This is a genomic window from Mycobacterium cajalii (genome assembly GCF_045809005.2).
Classification (GTDB): domain Bacteria; phylum Actinomycetota; class Actinomycetes; order Mycobacteriales; family Mycobacteriaceae; genus Mycobacterium.
Genome location: NZ_CM141436.1, coordinates 6,148,574 through 6,171,500, shown reverse-complemented (window position 1 = coordinate 6,171,500; position 22,927 = coordinate 6,148,574). Strand labels below are relative to the sequence as shown.

Genomic DNA, 22,927 nt, shown 5'->3' with positions numbered 1-22,927 from the left:
ATCGTTAGTTAGCGTCCGAATCGAATGCTCGGGTGAAGGGTGGTCGGTTGAGCGACAGTGCACCGTCGCGGGCCGCACCGTCGGCGACGGCCGCGGTGGAGTGGCATCGCACACCGCCCGCGACCTCCTGCACACACGGCGGGATCGCGGCGAAGGCGCTACATCTGCACGCGACGAACTTTCAGCTGTGGCATCACGAAGATGCCGTTCGTCGCCCCGGTGTCGGCGACCGTGAGGTGGCTCGCACAAAGCGCGCGATCGACGACCTCAACGCCCGCCGCAACGGCGCCATCGAGAACATCGACGCGACGCTGCTCGAGCGGCTCGACCCGGACAACAACGCACCGCTGCACACCGAGACCCCCGCCATGATCGTCGACCGGCTCTCGGCGCTCACTTTGCGGATATTGCACACGAGTACAACGGAATCGCACGGTTTGCGGCTCGCCGTGCTCGAGGAGCAGTACGACGACCTTCTCGATGGCCTCGAACGATTCCTCGCGCGAATTGGCGACGGCCAAATCGGATTCAAGGTCTATCGGCAATTCAAATCCGCTGGTCAGCAAAGCAATTGCACGTTGTTCGAGACACCCGGCGCTCGTTGAGGGGCAAATATACGATTCCGGGTGCCGGCGGGCGTGAGGCGTGATAGCCTGGCGATTCCGTCGCAGCCGGGGAGATCCGCGTTGACGCTGGCGACAATTATGACGCCGTTTGCTCGACGAATTGGTAGCGGCCGAGTCGGTCTCTGTAACTCGTGAATACAAGATCGGTCGAGCCGCACTACACTGCCCAGCAGGGGAGCGTGTAACGACCATTCGGAGGGAATGATGACGTTTTTTGTCCAGCCCGAGGCCGTGCTGGCCTCGGCCGGTGCCGAATCGGCGATCAGCGCGGAAACCGAGGCGGCGGCGTCCGCGGCCGCGCCCGCCCTGATCGGTACGACGCCGATGGGCGCAGACCCCGACTCGGCGATGTTCTCGGCCGCGCTCAACTCATGCGGCGCGGGCTACCTGGGTGTGGTTTCCGAGCACGCGGCTCAGCGCGGCCTGTTCTCCGGCGCGCAGAACATGGCGTCGGGGGTCGCGGTCGCGACCGAGGCGGCGCGCGCGTTGACCCTTGGCTCGTAACAGGGGGTAGTACGCATGCCTGATCCGGGGTGGGCCGCGCGCACACCCGAGGAAAACGACATGCTCCTCAAGGCCGGGACCGGGGTGGGCACACATCTGGCCAACCAGACCGCCTGGACCGCCTTGGCGGCGACGCACCACGCCTCGGGTATCGCGTCGGCGATCAACACCGCCGCGACCTCGGCGAGCTGGACGGGTGTCGGGTCGGTGGCCTCGGCGGCGACCGTCACCATGCTCAACGCGTCGCTGCACGGGCTCGCCGGCTGGGTCGACGTGAAGCCGGCGGTGGTCTCGGCCGCCATCACCGCGTACGAGACCGCCAACGCCGCGATGCGCCCGGCTCCCGAATGCATTGCCAATCGGGACGAATGGGGAGTGGACAACGGCATCAACCCCATCGTGCTCGGGGCGCTGACGCCGCGCATCATCTCGCTGGACGTCGAGTACTTCGGCGTGATGTGGCCCGTCAACTCCTCGGTCGGCGCGTCCTACGGCGGGATTCTCGCGGCGCTGGCCGAAAGCCTGGCGATCCCACCGCCGATCGCGGCCATGGGCGCCTCACCGGCGGCCCCGGCGCAGGCGGCATCGGCGGTCGGCCAGGCGGCGGCGGACACCGCAGCGGGCGACGGCATGCGCGCCGCGCTGCAGGGCGTATCGACGGGCACCAACGGCGCCGGCCAATCCGGCTCGGCGGGAAAGGACTTCGGGAGTCAGGCCGGCACGTTCATGGAGCCGCTGCAGCAGATGATGGGCGCGGTCCCGCAGGCGTTGCAGGCCCCCATGCAGATGATGCAGGCTCCGATGAGCGCGCTGCAGCCGCTGCAGTCGATGATGGGCATGTTCGCCAACCCGGGCGCGATGGGCATGAGCGGTGCCGGGCCGGCGGCGTCGGCGGTTTCGGCGACCGGAGGGCTTTCGGCAGCCGAGGCCGGTGCGTCGGCCGGCGCGGGCGGTAGCGCGTCGTTGACCGGCGCGGGCATGTCCGCGACCAGTTTCACCCGTCCCGTCAGCGCGTTCGAGAGCGGCACCAGCGGTCGGCCGGTGGGGCTGCGGCCCAGCGGGGCACTGGGCGCGGAGACCCTGCGCCCGCAAACCACGACGGTCGGCGGCACCCCCATGGGCGGGATGCCGGTCGGCCATGCAGCGGGGGGCCAGCGTGGGTCCCGCGACAAATCCGAACAACCCGCGACGGTGCGAGTTGTCGACGATCGAGTGTGAAGCCGGCCCGGCGAAAGGGTGAATCGACAGGTCGAAATAGCCGCCATACACTGCGCTTCATGCCCCAGGCCATATGGGGGGCGGCCAACCGGAGAAGGAGAATTCCGTGACAATCAAAGTAACGCCACAAATGCTTCGCGATACGTCAAACGCCATTCAGGCGAACATGGAGCATGCCATCGGGATCGCCCAGGGCTATGTCGCAAACCAGGAAAACGTCATGAACCCGGCGACCTGGTCCGGCGACGCCGTGACCGCGTCCCATGTGACCGCCACCGAGGTCGCGGGTGACCTCAACAAGGTCCTGACCGGCGGGACGCGCCTGGCCGAGGGACTGACGCAGGCCGCGGCCCTGATGGAAGCGCACGAAGCGGACTCCTCCCACGCATTCACCGCCCTGTTCGGCCAGGCCGGATCCTGACCCGTATCGCACTAACCGATTCTTCGAAAAAGGAGTTCATCATGACCAATCCGATCACTTACAACCCGGGAGCTGTCGCCGACTTCGCCTCCGACGTCGGTGCCCGCGCCGGTCAGTTGCAGGCCATTTACGACGACACCGCGAACCGGACCAATGCGCTGCAGGAATTCTTCGCCGGCCACGGTGCCGCGGGATTTTTCGAGGCCCAGGCGCAGATGCTGTCGGGGCTGCAGGGGCTCATCGACACGGTGCGCCAGCACGGGCAGACGACCTCCCACGTGCTGGACGGTGCGATCAGCACCGACCAGTCCATCGCCGGCCTGTTCTGAGGCCACACACCACCGAGGACCCACGCGAAGGTGGGGCGGGCGCGCCCGCGCGCGTGTGCCCCACCTTCGCCGTCGGCTCAACGGTGGAGGTGAAAAACCCATGCTGACAACGACACTCGACGGTTTGTGGGTACTCCAGGCGGTGGCGGGCGTGGAGCAGACCTGCCCCGAGCTGGGTCTGCGGCCCCTATTGCCGCGGCTGGACACCCCCGAGCGCGCGTTGCGTCACCCCGTGGCCGCCGACCTGACGGCCGCCGGCGCGCTCGACGAGCACGGCAACGTCGACTCCATGATCCGCGAATGGCTGACCGTGCTGCTGCGCCGGGACCTGGCGCTGCTGGTGCACATCGGCGTCCCGGGTCGCGAGCCGACACGTGCGTCCATCTGCCGATTCGCGACCTGGTGGGTGGTCCTGGAACGCCACGGCGAACTGGTGCGCCTGTACCCTGCCGGCACCGCCGGCGACGAGAGCGGCGCCGCCGACCTGGTGGTGGGACAGGTCGAGCGATTGTGCGGCGTCGCCGAGGCGGCGCCGCTTCGGCCGGTGACCCTGGATACCGAGCAGCTGCTCAAGTCGGTGCGCGACGCCGCCGGCCTGCGATCGTTCCTGGTCAGCCAGCGCCTCGACGTCGACCAACTGCAGATCGTCACCATGGCCGCCGACCCCGCGCAGTCCGCGCACGCGTCCATCGTGGCGCTACAGGCCGGCGTCGGGCCGGAGCGGTACGCGCGCACCCACGTCGGCGATACCGCGGTGACGCTCATCGACACCCCCGCGGGCCGCGTGTGCGTCGAGAACGTGACGTCGGGACTCCGTCGGTACCAGGTGGTCTCGCCCGGATCGCGGTCCGACATCAGCGGTGCGGTGCAGCGGCTCATCCGCCGCCTTCCCGCCGGCGAGGAGTGGTATTCGTATCGGCGCGTCGTGTGATGCAGATGGCCACAACCGTGCCGAAACAAAATGCCACCGAATGGGGCAAAGCCCGGGTTCCTGCTAACTGTTTGAGCGTTTTGTGATCGCGCAAACACGGTGTCGCAGAACGTGTTAGCATCGCGATCGTGACGACGCCCTGGAATGAGCCGAATATCTCGGACGAAGGTGCGCTCGGACGGGGGGATCCGTCGGCGGGGCGCCACTTCCGTGATTCGGTTTCCGACACGATGCGCATTACCGATCTCGCTGCACCACGCAAGATTCCCCCGGGTTCGGGTTGGCGGAAATTCGTCTACACCGCAACTTTCCACAAAATAAATCCCGGCGAATCGCCGGGCGAACGCCACTACCGCGATTTGCAGAATCGGATCCGGCGGCATATCCGGCGCCAGTACGTCATCACCGTCGTGTCCGGCAAGGGCGGCGTCGGGGTCACGACGATGGCGGCGTGCATCGGCGGGGTGTTCCGGGAATGCCGGCCCCAGAACGTGATTGCGATCGACGCCGACCCGGGTTTCGGCACCCTGGCCGACCGCATCGACGAGTCACCGCCCGGCGACTACACCGCGATCATCAACGACACCGACGTGCAGGGCTACGCGGACATCCGGGAACACCTGGGGCAAAACGCGGTGGGCCTGGACGTGCTCGCCGGGAATCGCACATCGGACCAGCCCAGACCGCTGGTGCCGGCGATGTTCTCCGGCGTGCTGACGCGGCTGCGGCGAACACACACGGTCATGATCGTCGACACCGCGCCCGACCTCGAGCACGAGGTGATGAAACCGGTGCTGGAGAACACCGACACCCTGGTGTTCGTCTCGGGCATCACCGCGGACCGGTCGCGTCCGGTGCTGCGCGCCGTGGACTACCTCAGGTCCCAGGGTTACCACGAACTGGTCTCGCGCAGCACGGTCATCATCAACCACACCGACGCCATCACCGACAAGGAAGCGCTGTCCTACCTGACAGAGCGGTTCACCAAGGTGGGCGCAATCGTGGAAGTGATGCCATTTGACCCGCACCTGGCCAAAGGCGGGATCATCGACACGGTCCACGAGTTGAAGAAGAAATCGCGGCTGCGGCTTTTCGAAATCACCGCCGGACTCGCTGACAAATACGTTCCCGACGCCGAGCGGGCGCCCCAGTGACTGCGCCGCATAAGGTCGCCTTCCCGGCGCGTTGTGCGGTCAACATTTCCTACGACAAACACCTTTGTTCCCAAGTCTTTCCCGCCGCAATTCCGGTCGAGGGCTTCTTCGAGGGAATGGTGGAGCTGTTCGACGCCGACTTGAAACGCAAAGGATTCGACGGCGTCGCGCTTCCGCCCGGCAGTTATGAGCTGCACAAGATCAACGGTGTGCGGCTCGACATCAACAAGAGTTTGGACGAGTTGGGGGTCCAGGACGGCGACACCCTGGTGCTGGTGCCCAGGGTCGCCGGGGATTCGTTCGAGCCGCAGTACGAATCGCTGTCGACGGGGCTGGCGGCCATGGGCAGGTGGCTCGGCCGGGACGGCGGTGACCGGATGTTCGCGCCGGTGACACCGCTGACCGCCGCGCACACCGCGATCGCGCTCATCGCGATGGCGGTCGCCGTGGTGGTGGGCCTGACCCTGCGTGCGCGCAGCTTCACCGACAGCGTGGCCCCGGCAGCGGTGGCCGGCGGATTCGGTGTGCTGCTGCTGATCGCGACGACGGTGGTGTGGCGGGGGTGGCGGGAGCGGCGCGACCTGTTCAGCGGATTCGGCTGGCTGACCGTGGTGCTGCTGGCGGTCGCCGGAGCCTGTGCCCCGCCCGGCGCGCTCGGCTCGGCCCACGGCCTGATCGGGCTCGTCATCACGCTGCTGGGGGCCGTCGCCATCGGGGTGCTGACCCAGAAGCGCTGGCAGACCGCCGTGGTCACCGCGGTCGTCACGGTCTGTGGAATCCTGGCCGCCGTGGCCGCCGTCCGGATGTTCCGGTCGGCTTCGGTTCAGGTGCTCGCGATCTGCGTGCTGGTCGGCCTGCTCATTCTGGTCAGAATGGCCCCGCTGATCGCGCTGTGGGTGGCGCGGGTCCGACCGCCCCACTTCGGATCGATCACCGGACGCGACTTGTTCGCCCGCCGCGAGGGGATGCCCGTCGACACCGTGTCCCCGGTCAGCGAGGACGAGACCGAGGACGAGGACAACGAACTGACCGACATCACCGCGCGCGGTGCCGCGATCGCCGCCTCGGCGCGGCTGGTCAACGCGGTGCAAGTCGGTGTGTGCGTGGGGGTTTCGATCGTGCTGCCCGCGGCGGTGTGGGGCGTGCTGACGCCGGGGCGCCCGTGGGCGTGGCTGGCGGTGCTGGTGGCCGGCCTGGTGGCGGGGATCTTCATCACCCAGGGCCGCGGCTTCGCGGCCAAGTACCAGGCCATCGCGCTGGTGTGCGGCGCGTGCGCCGCGGTCTGCGCCGGCGTCGTCAAGTACGCGTTGGCCGTGCGGAACGTCGAGCTCGGGCTGTTGTGGCCCGCGGTGGCGGTGGGGGCCTTCGCCGCCTCGGGTCTGGCGGCGGCGCTTCTGGTGCCGGCGATGAGGTTCCGCCCGATCATCAGGCTGACCGTGGAATGGGTCGAGGTGCTGGCGCTCATCGTCTTGTTGCCGGCGGCGGCGGCCCTGGGGGGGCTGTTCACGTGGCTTCGGCACTGAGGTCACCGAGGCGGGAGTGCCTGCGGGCCGCCGCGGTGACCGGCGTCGTCCTGCTCGCCGCGCTTTCCTCGAACGTCCCAGCTGCACAAGCGATTATGCCTCCCGCCGTCGATCCGGCGCTGGTTCCCCCCGACGGCCCGCCCCGCCCCGACCAGCCGATGCGCCGCGCCAACAGTTGTTCGTCGCCGATCACCGTGCGAAATCCCGACGTGGCGCAGATGGCGCCGGGATTCAACCTGCTCAACATCGCGAAGGCATGGCAGTACAGCACCGGCAACGGTGTCGCCGTCGCGGTGGTCGACACCGGCATCACCCCCAATCCTCGGCTGCCGGTCGTCCCCGGGGGCGACTACATCATGGGGGAGGACGGGCTCTCGGACTGCGACGCGCACGGCACGATCGTCGGTTCCATCATCGGCGCTGCGCCCCAAGGGATTTTGCCGATGCCGCGCCCGATGCCGGCGGCACCGGCGTTTCCGGCGCCGGCCGGGCCGCCGCCGGCGACCGGAGGGGCGCCGCCGCCGGTCGAGGTCCCGCCCCCGGTGGCGCCACCGCCACCGCCGCCGCCCGTGACGATCACCCAGGTCGTTCCGCCGCCGCCCCCGCCACCGCCGCCGGAGGAGCCGGGTGCCATGGGGCCCTCCAACGGCCCGCCGGATCCGCAGACCGACGACGAACCTGCGGTGCCGCCGCCCCCGCCGGGAGCGCCCGACGGGGTGGTCGGCGTGGCCCCGCACGCCGTCGTCATCTCGATCCGCCAGTCGTCGCGGGCGTTCGAGCCCGTCAACCCGCCGCCGGCCGACCCCAACTCCGACGAACGGGTCAAAGCCGGAACGCTGAACACGTTGGCGCGGGCCGTCGTTCACGCCGCGGACATGGGTGCGAAGGTCATCAACATCTCGGTGACCTCGTGCCTGCCGGCGGCGGCCCCCGCCGACCAACGGGCACTGGGCGCGGCGCTGTGGTACGCGGCGACGGTCAAGGACGCGGTGATCGTGGCCGCGGCCGGCAACGTCGGGGAGGCCGGGTGCGCGAACAATCCGATGTACGACCCGCTGGACCCGTCCGATCCACGCGACTGGCATCAGGTCAAGGTCATCTCCTCGCCGTCCTGGTTCTCCGACTACGTGTTGTCGGTGGGCGCCGTCGACGGCGGCGGTGCCGCCCTGGACAAGAGCATGTCGGGTCCCTGGGTCGGCGTGGCGGGCCCCGGCACCCACATCATGGGTCTTTCGCCGCAGGGTGGCGGACCGGTCAACGCCTACCCGCCGGCCAGGCCGGGCGAGAAGAACATGCCGTTCTGGGGCACCAGCTTCTCGGCGGCCTACGTCAGCGGGACCGCCGCGCTGGTGCGGGCCAAGTTCCCCGACCTGAGCGCGCACCAGGTGATCAACAGGCTCGTGCAGTCGGCGCACAACCCGCCCGCCGGGGTGGACAACAAGGTCGGCTACGGGCTGGTGGACCCGGTTGCCGCGTTGACCTTCGACATCCCCGCCGGTGACCGGTTGCCGCCGGGTGCGCAGAGCCGGGTGATCAGGCCCGCGCCGCCGGCACCGCCACCGGATCACCGGGCCCGCAACATCGCGATCGGTTTCGTCGGCGCGGTGGCGGTGGGGGTGCTGGCGGCGGCGGTCGCGGCGCGGCTGCGGAGGGCGCGATGAGGCCCGTCCTGACCGGGTTCGACCCGGGCAGCAACGAGCGGGTCGCCGGCGTGGGTGTGGTGTTCCTGCTCGCGCTGGCGGGTTGGGCTTTGGGCGGTTACCTCGGCGCGGCGATCGCCGTGGCGGTGGGCGTCGCGCTGGTGTTCGTGCGGTGGTTGGGTCAGCCGGCGTGGAGTTGGGCGGTGTTGTGGCTGCGCGGCCGCCGGCCGATCAGCTGGGCGGCGCCGATCACCGTCGCCAACAACCGGTCCGGGGGCGGTATTCGGGTGCACGACGGAATCGCGGTGGTCGCCGTGCAACTGCTCGGCCGCGCCCACCGGGCCACGCGCATCACCGGCTCGGTGAGCGTCGAAACCGAGAACGTCGTCGACATCGCCGAACTGGTGCCGATGCTGCAGCAGGCGCTCGGCCTGCAACTCGAGTCGCTCAGCGTCGTCACGTTCGGTTCGCGGCACGGCAGCACGGGCGATTTCCCGCGGGTGTACGACTCGGAGATCGGCACCCCGCCGTATGCGGGCCGGCGCGAAACCTGGCTGATCATGCGGCTGCCGGTCATCGACAACACCCAGGCCCTGCGCTGGCGCACAACGGTTGGCGCCGCTGCTGTTTCGGTTGCCCAGCGCATCGCGGGCCTGCTGCGCTGCCAGGGGCTGCGGGCGAAGGTGGCCACCGCGACCGATCTGCTCGAACTTGACCGCCAGCTCGGCGCGGACGCGGTGGCCGGCCCCACCCAGCGCTGGAAGGCCATCCGCGGCGAAGCCGGTTGGATGACCACCTACGCCTATCCTGCCGCGGCGATCACGTCGCGGGACCTCGCCCAGGCCTGGACGTTGCGCGCCGACGAGATCATCCAGAACGTCACCGTGTATCCGGACGCGACGTGTACCGCGACGATCAGCGTGCTCACCGCGACGGCGGCCCCCACCCCGCCCAGCGTGACGTTGCGCCGTCTCAACGGCGAGCAGGCCGCCGCGGCGGCGGCGAACATGTGCGGGCCGCGACCGCACCTGCGCGGGCTGCGGCGCAGCCCGCTGCCCGCCGAGCTCGTCACCGAGATCGGCCCGTCGGGTGTCCTGGTCGGCAAGCTGGGCAACGGCGACCGCCTGATGATCCCGGTCACCGATGCGGGGGAACTGTCGCGCGTCCTCGTGGCCGCCGACGACCCGATCGCCAAGCGGATCGTGATCCGCACCGCCGGTGCCGGGGAACGGGTGTGTGTGCACACCCGCGACGCGGCCCGCTGGGCCAGCGTGAGAATGCCCGAGGTGAGTGTGGTCAGCACGCCCCGGCCCACGCCGCGCACCACCGTCAGTGTCGTCGAGTACGCCCCGCGGCGCAGGACACGCGGCGCCGACTCCGACACCGGAGGCGCCGCGATCTCACCGACGCCACGGCCGGCGACCGTGATCACCGTCGCCCCGGCGGGTACCGCGCTGCCGGAGGCCGACAGGCACGGCTTCGAGGTGATCATCGAACAGGTCGGCCCCGCGACGGTGAACCTCAGTGCGGCAGGGCAGAATTGGCTGGTCGAGATGGACATGTTCCGCGCGGAGAACCGCTATGTGAGCCTGGAACCGGTCACCATGTCGGTCTCCACCTAGAGACGTCGACAACACGAGTTCGAGGCACGATTCGATGAGCGCATCCGACTTGCACACCGCCCGTAGGCTTTTCGACCGGGCGATGGCGCTCCGGAGGCAACAGGGGCCGGCGGCGGCCCTGCCGGAATTCGTCGCCGCCACCGACGCCGACCCGTCGATGGCCGATGCGTGGCTGGGACGCATCGCCTGCGGCGACCACACGCTGGCCTCGCTCAAACAACTCAACGCCACCAGTGAGTGGCTGCACCGCGAGACCACCCGGATCGGCCAGACCCTCGCCGCCGAGATCCAGCTGGGCCCCTACATCGGGATCACCGTCACCGACGCGTCCCAGGTGGGGCTGGCGCTGTCGTCGGCGCTGACCATCGCGGGGGAGTACGCCGAGGCCGACCGGCTCTTGGCCAACCGCGACCTGCTGGATTCGTGGGCCAACTATCAATGGCACCAGCTGGCGCGGGCATTCCTCAGGTACGCCACACAGCGCTGGCCCGAAGTGTTGTCGACGGCCGCCGAGGAGCTGCCGCCGCAGGCGATCGTCATGTCGGCGGTGACCGCGTCGATCTGCGCGCTGGCCGCCCACGCCGCCGCCCATCTCGGGCAGGGCCGGGTGGCGCTGGACTGGCTGGACCGTGTCGAGGTCGTCGGACACAACTCGTCCTCGTCACGCTTCGATGCCGACGTGCTGACGGCGTCCATCGGCCCGGCCGACATCCCACTGCTCGTCGCCGACCTGGCGTACGTGCGGGGGATGGTGCACCGCCAGCTGCGCGAGGAGGACAAGGCCCAGGTCTGGCTGTCGAAGGCCACCATCAACGGGGTGCTGACCGAGGTGGCCAAGGAAGCGTTGGCCGACCCGAATCTGCACCTGGTCGTGACCGACGAGCAGACCATCGCCAGCCGCACCGACAAGTGGGACGCCGCGACCGCCAAGAGCCGCGAGCAACTCGACGACGACGACGCGGCGGGGCGCCGGGCCGAGTTGCTGGCCGAAGGCCGTGCGCTGCTGGCCAAGCAGGTGGGCCTGGCGGCGGTCAAGGCGGCGGTGACCGCCTTGGAGGACCAGCTCGAGGTGCGCATGATGCGCCTCGAGCATGGCCTGCCGGTCGAGGGGCAGACCAATCACATGCTGCTGGTCGGCCCGCCCGGCACGGGCAAGACGACCACCGCCGAGGCGCTGGGCAAGATCTACGCCGGGATGGGGATCGTGCGGCACCCCGAGATCCGCGAGGTCCGCCGGTCGGACTTCTGCGGGCACTACATCGGCGAGTCCGGGCCCAAGACCAACGCCCTGATCGAAAAGTCTTTGGGCAGAATCATTTTCATGGATGAATTCTACTCGCTGGTCGAACGCCACCACGACGGGACGCCGGACATGATCGGCATGGAGGCCATCAACCAACTGCTGGTCGCCCTGGAGGCCCACCGGTTCGACTTCTGTTTCATCGGGGCCGGCTACGAGGACCAGGTGGACGCGTTCCTGACCGTGAACCCGGGGCTGGCCGGCCGTTTCAACCGCAAGCTGCGGTTCGAGTCCTACTCCCCGTCCGAGATCGTCGAGATCGGGCGCCGCTACGCCGAGCCGCGCGCCAGCCTGCTCGACGACGCCGCGCGGGAGACGTTCCTGGATGCGGCGACCACGATCCGCAACTACACCACTCCCGGCGGGCGCCACGGCATCGACGCCATGCAGAACGGCCGGTTCGCCCGCAACGTCATCGAACGCGCCGAGGGTTTCCGCGACACCCGGGTCGTCGCCCAGAAACGCGCGGGCCGTCCGGTGACGGTGCAGGACCTGCAGATCATCACCGCCCCCGACATCGAGGCAGCGGTGCGCAGCGTGTGCTCCGACAACCGCGACATGGCCGCCATCATCTGGTAGGGATCCCGTGGCGGTCCGGCGGCCCCGGGCCGCCGCGCCGAAAAATTGGTGCTGCGCGCGCGCCCGCGATGCGGAAAGATTCCTGGTAGCCGGCCAATTCGCCGTGCGGCCAAGTGAATAGCGAGTGAACGGAGGGTGCGGGGTGCGCCGTATCCGTCTGATCACGGTCGCGCTCGCGTTCCTCGCCGCGCCCCCCGCGCTGGCGGTGGCCCCGCCCTCGATCGACCCGGCCGCGTTGCCCCCCGACGAGACGGGGCCCGACCAGCCCGTCGAGCAGAAGCGCATGTGCAAGGCGCCGCTGACGTTGCCGGGCACCAACTTCCACGACCCGCCGTGGGCCAACACGTTCATGGGCGTCGGGCAGGCACACAAGTTCGCAACCGGGGCCGGCGTGACGGTGGCCCTGATCGACACCGGGGTGGACGTCTCGCCGCGGGTGCCGGCCGAACCGGGCGGCGACTTCGTCGTCACCGACGGCGACGGGCTGACCGACTGCGACGCCCACGGCACGCTGATCGCCTCCCTCATCGCCGGGCGGCCCGCGCTGACCGACGGATTCGTCGGCGTCGCGGCGGCGAGCAATGCGCCGGCCGATCAGCGTCCGATGCTCTGGTTCGAGGTGATGAAGCCCATGTCCAGCAGCGCCACCGGCCGCCAGGGTGCACATCTGCGGGCGTTCCACACCTATGCGACCCACGCTCAGGAGGTGCTGGCCCGGCAGGCCCACACCGCGGTCGATCCCGCCATCCAGCGCGCGGCGGTCGCCGACTGGCTGTACTGGTGGCATCTTGCCGGTGTGCTCGACGCCGCCTTGACCGACGCCTCCTGAGCGGGCGCCGCACCCGGGGCGGTAGGTAGTGTAGACGCATGACTACACCCGATGCGGGTTCCGCGGGTCCTGACGAGTTCGTGCCGACGGGCCGCGACGAGGTGATTGCGGCGATCCTGGACAGCGCGGGGCAGCTGTTCGCCGACCGCGGGCCCGCGGCGGCGTCGATCCGCGATATCGCCGCTCGGGCGCGGGTGAACCACGGCCTGGTTTTCCGGCATTTCGGCAGCAAGGAGCGGCTGGTCTCGGCCGTGCTCGATCACCTGGCCGCCCACCTGGCAAAGCTCATGGACGCCGGCGCCCCGGCGGCCGAGATCGAGGCGGCCGGCAGCCGGCAGCTGCGAGTGATCGCCCGGGCGCTACTGGACGGGTATCCGGTGGGGCGGCTGCAGACCAGCTTCCCCGGCGCGGCCAAGCTCGTCGAGGAAGTCCGGGCCCGGCACCACAGCGACGAGGAGGCGCGGCTGGCCGCCGCTCACTCCCTCGCCCTGCTGTTCGGCTGGCAGCTGTTCGAGCCGTTTCTGCGCTCGGCGACCGGGCTGCAGGACTACCCGGAGGACGCGCTCCGGCAGTCGGTCGGGGCCGAGATGGGGCGGCTCGCCCGGGATGCGGCGGCCGGAGCCGGTCAGAACGCATAGCAATGCGGGTCAGACCTCGATCTGCGACGGTGCCGTAATCGACTGCCCGACAGGCTGGATCCCGACCGTTGGACCACGACGCCGGACGGCGAGGCCAAAGCCCTGTGCCGGGCCTGCCCGCGCCGGTGGGGGTGCGCCCGCGACGCCGTGGAGAGTCCCCGGGTGCGGAAGGGCTGTGGGCGGGGGTCGTGATCCCCGAATCGGGCCGGCCCCGGACATTTGCGTTGCAGCAATTGCGTTCATTGGCCGAACAAAACGGGTATCCCGCGCGTCAACCGGTGAGATCGGCCTTGACGTGCCCGCCCGGGCCGCTGCTTGAGGGGTCAGCGGCCGGGCATGGCCCGCAGCACGGGCCGCGCCCGATCGCCTGCCGCTCGACGGTCCTCCTGACGGTCAGCCGTCGCCGTCGGTGGGCACCCGGTTGCGCGCACGGTCGGGACGCGCCGCGAAGTATTCCGTGATCGTCGCGGTGATCTGCAGGAACCTGCGCCGGGTCGCCGGGGCCATTTCGCCCCGCACGTCGATGACGCCGCCGGGCCGCAGATGCGGGTCGAAGGGAACTTCCACGACGGGACGGCCGTGCTCGACGAACTCGCGGGCCAGCGCCGCCCGGGTGCGTTTGTCGGCGTGACCGTCGGAGTCGTTGAGCGCCACGACGCTGTTCTGCAGCAGCCGGGTCAGGCCCTGGTCGGACAGCCACTCCATGGTCCGGGCGGCGGCGGAGGCGCCGTCGGCCCACGGCGAGGAAACCACGATCAGCGCGTCGAGATCCCGCAGCACTTCCTGGGTGAGCGGCGCGTCCATCGTCGAACCGCAGTCGATGACCGAGATCGCGAAATGGCGGTCCAGGCGCAGCGCGGCCTCCCGGTAGATGGCGGGGTCGAGCACCCGGCGCGGGCCGGACGCCGGTTCGCCGCGCAGGACGTGCAGCCCGACCGGGTTGTGGCCGAGGCGGGCGACCACGTCGTCGAAGGACCGCAGGTTGGTGTCGGCGGTGAGTTCCCAGAACGAGCCGCTCGTCCTCGGATCGATCCTGCTGCTCAGCCGGCCGAAGGCGGTGTCGGCGTCGATCGCCACGACGTGGTCCTGGCGGTATTCGGCCAGCAACGATCCGACGCTGGCGGCCACCGACGTCTTGCCCACGCCGCCCTTGCCCAGGACGCCGACCTTGTAGATGCCGCGCAGGGGTGCGCGGATCGCCGCCTCGAACCGGGCCTCCTGGAGTTGCGCGGCCGAGGGGCCCGGCCTGACCCGGTCGAAGGTGACCAGCCGGACCATCCGCCGCCAACCACGGTCGGGGAGCGCCGCGGGCGGCGCGGGCTCGGGCGCGTCGGCGGGAGGGGCCGGAGCCTCCGGCGGCGGGACTGTGTCGCGCGCGGGCGGCGGTGAGGGAGGCGCCGGGCGCCCGGGCGCCCGGGCGGCGGGGGGCGTGGGGGCGCGTCGCCGCGCGGGCGGGGCATAAGGGGGCGGAGCCGCCTGCCGACTCGAGGGGCGATCACCGGGCGCCTTGGGCTGCAGACGGTCCCGCAGGAATTCGTCGCGCTGGTTCATGGGCTCCTCGGATGCCGGTGCGGACCAGTATCGATCCAGTATCGGCCACCTGCCGCCGCCGGGCTTGCGCCGGTGGCGTGCAAACTCGGCCGCCGCGCCCGAGCGGCGGCCCCGGGTGTCGCCGGTCGGTGCGGCGCCGGTGCCGGCAAACCCGCGCCGGCCCGCCCCGGTCGTGCACCGCGCGGCGACGCCTTCCAGCAGCCGTTTCGCCGAACGAGGTGCCTCACGTAAAAGTGAGCGCGAAGCGGTGGCTGGTGCCTCACGCATAGTGAGCGCGTGGGGGGCTTGCATTACTTCGCCTTGGCCAATCGGTTGATTGACGGTTGTAATGCTTGCAGGTCGATGTGGCGGGCGGCGGCGAGGGCCTCGGTCTTGGCTTTGGCCAGGTCCAGCAGCTGCATCTGGATGGTGGTGATCTGGCGGGTCAGATCGGCGGGGTTGATGCCCTCAATTCGGGTGGCCACGTTTGAAAGCTGTTGCGCATCAAGGACACCCGATTCCTGTAGGCGCTGCCACGGGGTGGCCGGCTTGTCGTAGACGCGCTTGCGGCGACCGTTGGTTGTGGTGGTGTAGCCGACGGGCTTTTTGGTCGGGGTGAAAAAGTTGCACCGTAGCGACACCACCGGCCACAGCTCGTTGAGCAGCTCCAGCTCCTCGGGGGTGTCATAGCGCCAGTAGAAGGCGTGTTTGCGCACCACATGGTTGTTCTTGGATTCCACATGGGCCTGGTCGTTTTTCTGGTAGGGCCGCGAGCGGGTCTGTTCGATGTCGCGGGCCTGCAGCCAGTTAGCGACCTCGTGGTTGATGAACTCAGACCCCGAGTCCGAATCGAAGATCACCATCGGGAACGGGAACCGCCGCTGTAACTCCTCGATGCCAGCGGTGATCCACTTGGAGGCGTTGTTGCGGATCGAAGCGTTCTCGGTCCAGCCGATGACCACGTCGGTCATCGTCAGGGTGCGGGCGAACTCGCCGATCAGCGTCGGGCCGCAGTGCGCCACGGTGTCGGCCTCGATCACCCCCGGGACCTTGGGCGCCTCATCGGCGCAGGTGCGGATGGCGATCGAATTCCGCAGCAGCGGTGAGGGTTTCGTTGTCGAGATGCCCTTAATGCGCATCGCATCCCGGGCGGGTTTGAGGTAGCGGTCCACGGTGGCCGCGCTCATCGCCTTCACCCCGGCCATGGCCGCCTCGGTGGCGAACGGCTTGTCCAGATCACCGGCCTTCTCCAGCAACGGCAGCCACAGATCACGCATGACCACCAGGTACTTGCCGCACGGCATGCCCATCAACGCCCACACGTGCTCCAGCAGCGCCCTGGCGTCGTCGCTGAAGCCCCGCGCCCGCAACGATCGCCTGTCGACCTGCTCGGCCGGATCCACCAGTCTCGGGCCGGTCAGCATCCGCCGGGCCGTCGAACGGCCCATCCCGGTGGTGGCCACCACCCGATCCAGGATCTTGGTCTTGTCCGCCTTGCACGCCTTGCCGTACTGACCTCGCAGTTTGTTGGTTACCTGCCGTCTTGCGGCCATGTCGATCTTGCCCTCCATACCGGGCAAGCCTTCCGCGCTACGCGCTCAAAATAGCTGAGGCATCACCACCGGCCACGCGCTCAAAGTAGGTGAGGCACGCCGCCGAATTTACGCTGGCGCCGGACGCCGGGTTAGACTTGAACGAAGTTGGCATGTCAGGCGGGTTTTGTCATATCGTTTTACGACTTGTCGAGACCGGTTCCAGGCCACCGTTCAGCGCTGCACGGATACATCTCTAACAGGATCATCTCCGCCTGGGAGACAGCCTATCGACAAGACCGAAGGGGTGTGAGCCCGCAACCTCCGGGTGCGGCCTCAGCGGAGCGGCCCGAAGGATCGGCGGCCGCGCAGAACGTTCAGGTGAAGGGTCAGGTGCATATGACGCCCAAGCGCGTCGGGTTGTATAACCCCGCGTTCGAGCACGATTCGTGCGGGGTAGCCATGGTCGTCGACATGCACGGCCGGCGTAGCCGCGACATCGTGGACAAGGCCATCACCGCGCTGCTCAACCTCGAACACCGCGGCGCCCAGGGCGCCGAGCCGCGCAGCGGTGACGGCGCGGGCATCCTGATCCAGGTTCCCGACGCCTTCCTGCGTGAGGTCGTGGACTTCGAGTTGCCGGCCCCGGGCAGCTATGCCACCGGTATCGCGTTCTTGCCGCAGTCCTCCAAGGACGCCGCGGCCGCGTGCGCCGCGGTGGAGAAGATCGCCGAGGCCGAGGGGCTGACGGTGCTGGGCTGGCGCAACGTGCCCACCGACGACTCGTCGCTGGGCGCGCTGTCGCGCGACGCGATGCCCACCTTCCGCCAGGTGTTCATGGCGGGTGCCTCCGGCATGACGCTGGAGCGACGCGCCTACGTGGTGCGCAAGCGTGCCGAGCACGAACTCGGCACCAAGGGCCCGGGCCAGGACGGTCCGGGTCGCGAAACCGTCTACTTCCCAAGCCTTTCCGGTCAGACGTTCGTCTACAAGGGCATGCTGACCACGCCGCAGCTCAAGGCGTTCTATCTGGACCTGCAGGACGACCGGCTGACCAGCGCGCTGGGCATCGTGCATTCCCGGTTCTCCACCAACACCTTTCCGTCGTGGCCGCTGGCGCACCCGTTCCGCCGCATCGCCCACAACGGCGAGATCAACACCGTCACCGGCAACGAGAACTGGATGCGGGCCCGCGAGGCGCTGATCAAGACCGACATCTTCGGGTCGGAAGCCGACGTCGAGAAGCTGTTCCCGATCTGCACGCCGGGTGCGTCCGACACCGCCCGCTTCGACGAGGTGCTCGAGCTGCTGCACCTGGGTGGGCGCAGCCTGGCCCACTCGGTGCTGATGATGATTCCCGAGGCCTGGGAACGGCACGAGTCGATGGACCCCGCGCGGCGGGCGTTCTACGCCTACCACGCCTCGTTGATGGAGCCGTGGGACGGCCCGGCGTCGATGACGTTCACCGACGGCACCATCGTCGGCGCGGTGCTCGACCGCAACGGCCTGCGGCCGTCGCGCATCTGGGTGACCGAGGACGGTCTGGTGGTCATGGCGTCGGAGGCCGGCGTGCTCGACCTGGACCCTGCCAAGGTGGTGCGCCGGATGCGCCTGCAGCCGGGCCGGATGTTCCTGGTGGACACCGCGCAGGGTCGCATCGTGGCCGACGAGGAGATCAAGGCGGAGCTGGCCGCCGAGCACCCCTACCAGGAGTGGCTCGACAAGGGTCTCGTCCCGCTGGAGGACCTGCCGCAGGGCGACTACGTGCGGATGCCGCACGAGCGACTCGTCAAGCGCCAGTTGGCGTTCGGCTACACCTACGAAGAGCTCAACCTGCTGGTGGCGCCGATGGTGCGCAGCGGCGCCGAGCCGATCGGGTCGATGGGCACCGACACCCCGGTCGCGGTGCTGTCGCAGCGTCCGCGGATTCTGTACGACTACTTCCAGCAGATGTTCGCCCAGGTGACCAACCCGCCGCTGGACGCCATCCGCGAGGAGGTGGTGACCAGCCTTCGGGTCACCACCGGCGGGGAGCGCGACCTGCTCACGCCCGAAGCGGCATCCTGTCACCAGATCAGGCTGCCGCAGCCGATCCTGCGCAACCACGAGCTGGCCAAGCTGGTCAACCTCGACCCGGACGACGAGGTCAACGGTTATCCGCACGGGATGCGTTCGGCGGTGATTCGCTGTCTGTACCCGGTGGCCGAGGGTGGAGCGGGCCTGGCCGCCGCGCTGGACGAGGTGCGGGCGCAGGCGTCGGCCGCCATCGCCGACGGCGCCCGGGTCCTCATCCTGTCCGACCGCGAATCCGACGAGACGATGGCGCCGATCCCGTCGTTGCTCGCGGTGGCGGGCGTGCACCACCACCTGGTGCGCGACCGGACGCGCACCCAGGCGGGCCTGGTCGTGGAGACCGGCGACGCCCGCGAGGTGCACCACATGGCGCTGCTGGTCGGCTGCGGCGCGGCGGCGATCAACCCCTATCTCGCGTTCGAGTCGATCGAGGACATGCTCGACAGGGGAGTTTTCGACGGTTTCGACCGCGACAGGGCGCTCAACAACTACGTCAAGGCCGCCGGCAAGGGCGTGCTCAAAGTGATGTCCAAGATGGGCATCTCGACGCTGGCCTCCTACACGGGCGCGCAGCTCTTCCAGGCGGTGGGGATCTCCGAGGACGTGCTCGACGAGTACTTCACCGGCCTGGCCTGCGCGACCGGCGGGATCACCATGGAGGACATCGCCGCCGACGTCGCCGCCCGGCACCGCCTGGCCTACCTGGACCGGCCCGACGAGCGCGCGCACCGCGAACTCGAGGTGGGCGGGGACTACCAGTGGCGCCGCGAGGGCGAATACCACCTGTTCAACCCCGAGACGGTCTTCAAGCTGCAGCACTCGACCCGCACCGGCCAGTACAAGATCTTCAAGGAGTACACCCGCCTGGTCGACGACCAGAGCGAGCGGATGGCCTCCCTGCGCGGGCTGCTGAAGTTCCGCTCCGACGTGCGCCCGCCGGTGCCGCTCGACGAGGTCGAGCCGGCCAGCGAGATCGTCAAGCGCTTCTCGACGGGCGCGATGAGCTACGGATCGATCTCCGCCGAGGCCCACGAGACGCTGGCCATCGCGATGAATCGGCTGGGTGGGCGATCCAACAGCGGTGAGGGCGGCGAGGACGTCGGCCGGTTCGACCGCGACCCCAACGGCGACTGGCGCCGCAGCGCGATCAAGCAGGTCGCGTCCGGGCGGTTCGGGGTCACGTCGCACTACCTGACGAACTGCACCGACATCCAGATCAAGATGGCGCAGGGCGCCAAACCCGGTGAGGGCGGCCAGCTTCCGGGACACAAGGTGTACCCGTGGGTCGCCGAGGTGCGGCATTCGACGCCCGGTGTCGGCCTGATCTCGCCGCCGCCGCACCACGACATCTACTCCATCGAGGACCTGGCGCAGCTCATCCACGACCTGAAGAACGCCAACCCCTCGGCGCGGGTGCACGTGAAACTGGTGTCCGAGAACGGCGTGGGCACGGTGGCCGCGGGCGTGTCCAAGGCGCACGCCGACGTGGTGCTGATCTCGGGGCACGACGGCGGGACCGGCGCGACCCCGCTGACGTCGATGAAGCACGCCGGGGCGCCGTGGGAGCTTGGCCTGGCCGAGACGCAGCAGACGTTGCTGCTCAACGGGTTACGCGACCGGATCGTCGTCCAGGTCGACGGTCAGCTGAAGACGGGCCGCGACGTGATGATCGCGGCGCTGCTCGGCGCCGAAGAATTCGGTTTCGCCACCGCGCCGTTGGTGGTGTCCGGCTGCATCATGATGCGGGTGTGCCACCTGGACACCTGCCCGGTCGGCGTGGCGACCCAGAACCCGCTGCTGCGCGAGCGTTTCAACGGCAAGCCCGAGTTCGTGGAGAACTTCTTCATGTTCCTCGCCGAGGAAGTCCGGGAATACATGGCGCAGCTCGGTTTCCGCAGCTTCAACGAGGTCGTCGGGCAGGTCGGGTCGCTGGACACCACGCTGGCCCGTGCGCACTGGAAGGCGCACCGGCTGGACCTGGCGCCGGTGCTGCACGAGCCGGAGTCGGCCTTCATGAACCAGGACCTGTACTGCAGCTCGAGTCAGGACCACGGCCTGGACAAGGCGCTGGATCAGCAGTTGATCGTGATGAGCCGCGAGGCGCTGGATTCCGGTAAGCCGGTGCGGTTCTCCACCACGATCAGCAACGTCAACCGCACGGTGGGCACGATGCTCGGCCACGAGTTGACGAAAGCCTATGGTGGGCAAGGTCTGCCGGACGGCACCATCGACATCACGTTCGAGGGCTCGGCGGGGAACAGCTTCGGCGCATTCGTGCCGCGGGGGATCACGTTGCGCGTCTACGGCGACGCCAACGACTACGTCGGCAAGGGCCTGTCGGGTGGCCGGCTCGTGGTGCGCCCGTCGGACAACGCCCCGCAGGACTACGTGGCCGAGGACAACATCATCGGGGGCAACGTCATCTTGTTCGGTGCCACCAGTGGGGAGGCTTACTTGCGCGGCGTGGTCGGCGAACGGTTCGCGGTCCGCAACTCCGGCGCGCACACCGTGGTGGAGGGCGTCGGCGACCACGGGTGCGAATACATGACCGGGGGCAAGGTCGTCATCCTCGGCCGCACGGGCCGGAACTTCGCCGCCGGCATGTCCGGCGGGGCGGCCTACGTCTACGATCCGGACGGTGAACTGCCGGAACATCTCAACACCGAGATGGTGGAACTCGAGAGCCTCGAGTCCGACGACGAGGAATGGCTGCACGGCATGATCCAGGCACACGTCGACAACACCGATTCCGCGGTCGGGCAGCGGATCCTGGCCGACTGGTCCGGGCAGCGGCGGCATTTCGCAAAGGTGATGCCGCGGGACTACAAGCGGGTGCTGCAGGCCATCGCCGAAGCCGAGCGCGACGGCCTGGATGTCGACAAGGCGATCATGGCGGCCGCGCATGGCTGACCCGACCGGCTTCCTGAAGTTCACGCATCGGGAACTGCCGCAGCGCCGGCCTGTCCCGCTGCGGTTGCGCGACTGGAACGAGGTCTACGAGGACTTCGACTCCGAGACCTTGCGCGAGCAGGCGACCCGCTGCATGGACTGCGGTATTCCCTTCTGCCACAACGGATGTCCGCTGGGCAACTTGATCCCGGAATGGAACGACCTGGTCCGCACCGGCCGGTGGCGCGACGCCATCGAGCGGTTGCACGCCACCAACAACTTCCCCGATTTCACCGGCCGGCTCTGCCCGGCGCCGTGCGAGCCGGCCTGCGTGCTCGGCATCAACCAGGATCCGGTGACGATCAAGCAGATCGAGCTCGAGATCATCGACAGGGCCTTCGAGGAAGGCTTCGTGACGCCGCTGCCCCCGCACACGCGGACCGGGAAGACGGTCGCGGTGGTGGGCTCGGGCCCGGCGGGCCTGGCCGCGGCGCAGCAGCTCACCCGCGCCGGTCATTCCGTCACCGTGTTCGAGCGTGCGGACCGCATCGGCGGTCTGCTGCGCTACGGCATCCCGGAGTTCAAGATGGAAAAGCGCGTCCTGGACCGGCGGCTGGACCAGATGCGCGCCGAGGGAACCGAATTCCGGCCCGGCGTCAACGTCGGGGTCGACCTCACCGTCGAGGCGCTGCGCGCCGACTTCGACGCGGTGGTCCTGGCCGGCGGAGCCACCGACTGGCGCGACCTGCCGGTGCCCGGCCGCGAGCTGGACGGTGTCCACCAGGCGATGGAGTTCCTGCCCTGGGGTAACAAGCAGGCGCTCGGCGAGCTCGGCGACGGGGAGGCCGGGCCGGACGGTCAGCCGCCGATCACCGCCAAGGGCAAAAAGGTCATCATCATCGGTGGCGGTGACACCGGGGCGGACTGCCTGGGGACCGTGCACCGGCAGGGCGCGATCGCGGTGCACCAGTTCGAGATCATGCCGCGCCCGCCGGACACCCGCGCGCAATCCACGCCGTGGCCGACCTACCCGCTGATGTACCGGGTGTCCTCGGCGCACGAAGAGGGCGGCGAGCGGGTGTTCTCGGTGAACACCGAGGAGTTCGTCGGCAAGGACGGCCGCGTGACCGGGCTCAAGGCGCACGAGGTCACCATGCAGGACGGCAAGTTCGTCAAGGTCGAGGGCTCCGACTTCGAGCTGGAGGCGGACCTGGTGCTGCTGGCGATGGGATTCGTCGGGCCCGAGAAGCCGGGCCTGCTCACCGACCTCGGGGTCAAGCTCACCGAGCGCGGCAACGTCGCGCGCGGCGCCGATTTCGAGACGTCGGTGCCCGGTGTCTTCGTCGCCGGCGACATGGGCCGGGGCCAGTCGCTGATCGTCTGGGCGATCGCCGAGGGCAGGGCCGCGGCCGCGGGCGTGGACCGCTACCTGATGGGGTCGACGGCGCTGCCGGCGCCCGTCAAGCCGACGACGGCGCCGCTTCAGTAGTCGCAGTAGTAACGTCAGGAACACGCATAACAGAATCGGCGAGTCTGGCCCCGTTTGCCAGACGACGGGTGTCTAATGATTCGCAGTGGGCTCCATCACA

The 22,927-nt window shown here is 69.3% G+C and carries 15 protein-coding genes and 4 pseudogenes; 16 read left to right on the top strand and 3 right to left on the bottom strand.

The window, feature by feature from the left end; all coding sequences use genetic code 11:
- Positions 1 to 95: 95 nt before the first annotated feature.
- The 14 genes and pseudogenes from ACJ512_RS29565 to ACJ512_RS29500 all read left to right on the top strand — a co-directional run.
- On the top strand, positions 96 to 605 hold the full coding sequence (locus ACJ512_RS29565; RefSeq protein WP_407687383.1) for a DUF4254 domain-containing protein: 510 nt from the start codon (positions 96 to 98) through the stop codon (positions 603 to 605).
- A gap of 225 nt (positions 606 to 830) precedes the next feature.
- Positions 831 to 1,061, top strand: a pseudogene (locus ACJ512_RS29560) (PE domain-containing protein); the annotation flags it as partial.
- Between the two features lie 84 nt (positions 1,062 to 1,145).
- Positions 1,146 to 2,348: a PPE family protein gene (locus ACJ512_RS29555; RefSeq protein WP_407687385.1), complete on the top strand. Its 1,203-nt coding sequence runs from the start codon at positions 1,146 to 1,148 to the stop codon at positions 2,346 to 2,348.
- Between the two features lie 130 nt (positions 2,349 to 2,478).
- On the top strand, positions 2,479 to 2,769 hold the full coding sequence (locus ACJ512_RS29550) for a WXG100 family type VII secretion target (protein ID WP_461480168.1): 291 nt from the start codon (positions 2,479 to 2,481) through the stop codon (positions 2,767 to 2,769).
- A 41-nt stretch (positions 2,770 to 2,810) separates the two neighbouring features.
- Positions 2,811 to 3,098, top strand: coding sequence for a WXG100 family type VII secretion target (locus ACJ512_RS29545; protein WP_144956457.1), 288 nt, complete (start codon positions 2,811 to 2,813; stop codon positions 3,096 to 3,098).
- A gap of 100 nt (positions 3,099 to 3,198) precedes the next feature.
- Positions 3,199 to 4,029 carry an ESX secretion-associated protein EspG gene (locus ACJ512_RS29540; RefSeq protein ID WP_407687387.1) on the top strand — a complete coding sequence of 277 codons (831 nt, stop codon included), beginning with the start codon at positions 3,199 to 3,201 and terminating at the stop codon, positions 4,027 to 4,029.
- Positions 4,030 to 4,157: 128 nt separating this feature from the next.
- Positions 4,158 to 5,183, top strand: a complete 1,026-nt coding sequence (locus ACJ512_RS29535; protein WP_407687388.1) for a MinD/ParA family ATP-binding protein — start codon at positions 4,158 to 4,160, stop codon at positions 5,181 to 5,183.
- Positions 5,180 to 6,706, top strand: coding sequence for a type VII secretion integral membrane protein EccD (gene eccD, locus ACJ512_RS29530; protein ID WP_407687389.1), 1,527 nt, complete (start codon positions 5,180 to 5,182; stop codon positions 6,704 to 6,706). The genes ACJ512_RS29535 and eccD overlap by 4 nt, the downstream gene beginning before the upstream one ends.
- Positions 6,703 to 8,367, top strand: coding sequence for a type VII secretion-associated serine protease mycosin (gene mycP / locus ACJ512_RS29525; protein ID WP_407687395.1), 1,665 nt, complete (start codon positions 6,703 to 6,705; stop codon positions 8,365 to 8,367). The genes eccD and mycP overlap by 4 nt, the downstream gene beginning before the upstream one ends.
- Positions 8,364 to 9,968, top strand: a complete 1,605-nt coding sequence (gene eccE, locus ACJ512_RS29520) for a type VII secretion protein EccE (protein WP_407687390.1) — start codon at positions 8,364 to 8,366, stop codon at positions 9,966 to 9,968. Before mycP ends, eccE begins: the two co-directional genes overlap by 4 nt.
- 34 nt (positions 9,969 to 10,002) lie before the next feature.
- Positions 10,003 to 11,847 carry a type VII secretion AAA-ATPase EccA gene (gene eccA / locus ACJ512_RS29515; RefSeq protein ID WP_407687391.1) on the top strand — a complete coding sequence of 615 codons (1,845 nt, stop codon included), beginning with the start codon at positions 10,003 to 10,005 and terminating at the stop codon, positions 11,845 to 11,847.
- A 142-nt stretch (positions 11,848 to 11,989) separates the two neighbouring features.
- Positions 11,990 to 12,418: pseudogene (locus ACJ512_RS29510) on the top strand (S8 family serine peptidase); the annotation flags it as partial.
- A gap of 296 nt (positions 12,419 to 12,714) precedes the next feature.
- Positions 12,715 to 13,314, top strand: a complete 600-nt coding sequence (locus ACJ512_RS29505; RefSeq protein WP_407687392.1) for a TetR/AcrR family transcriptional regulator — start codon at positions 12,715 to 12,717, stop codon at positions 13,312 to 13,314.
- 21 nt (positions 13,315 to 13,335) lie between these two features.
- Positions 13,336 to 13,586, top strand: a pseudogene (locus ACJ512_RS29500) (WhiB family transcriptional regulator); the annotation flags it as partial.
- Between the two features lie 121 nt (positions 13,587 to 13,707).
- On the opposite strand, the gene ACJ512_RS29495 reads toward ACJ512_RS29500, so the two are convergent.
- From ACJ512_RS29495 to ACJ512_RS29485, 3 genes and pseudogenes are all read right to left on the bottom strand, one after another.
- Positions 13,708 to 14,865, bottom strand: coding sequence for a MinD/ParA family ATP-binding protein (locus tag ACJ512_RS29495; RefSeq protein WP_461479924.1), 1,158 nt, complete (start codon positions 14,863 to 14,865; stop codon positions 13,708 to 13,710).
- 290 nt (positions 14,866 to 15,155) lie between these two features.
- Positions 15,156 to 15,983, bottom strand: coding sequence for an integrase catalytic domain-containing protein (locus ACJ512_RS29490; RefSeq protein WP_461480167.1), 828 nt, complete (start codon positions 15,981 to 15,983; stop codon positions 15,156 to 15,158).
- 24 nt (positions 15,984 to 16,007) lie between these two features.
- Positions 16,008 to 16,292 (bottom strand): annotated as a pseudogene (locus ACJ512_RS29485) (integrase catalytic domain-containing protein); the annotation flags it as partial.
- 483 nt (positions 16,293 to 16,775) lie between these two features.
- Between ACJ512_RS29485 and gltB the strand changes: the two are divergent.
- Both gltB and ACJ512_RS29475 read left to right on the top strand, forming a co-directional pair.
- A complete protein-coding gene (gltB, locus tag ACJ512_RS29480; protein WP_407689184.1) occupies positions 16,776 to 21,359 on the top strand; it encodes a glutamate synthase large subunit in 4,584 nt (1,527 codons plus the stop codon).
- On the top strand, positions 21,352 to 22,827 hold the full coding sequence (locus ACJ512_RS29475; RefSeq protein WP_407689183.1) for a glutamate synthase subunit beta: 1,476 nt from the start codon (positions 21,352 to 21,354) through the stop codon (positions 22,825 to 22,827). Before gltB ends, ACJ512_RS29475 begins: the two co-directional genes overlap by 8 nt.
- Positions 22,828 to 22,927 lie beyond the last annotated feature (100 nt).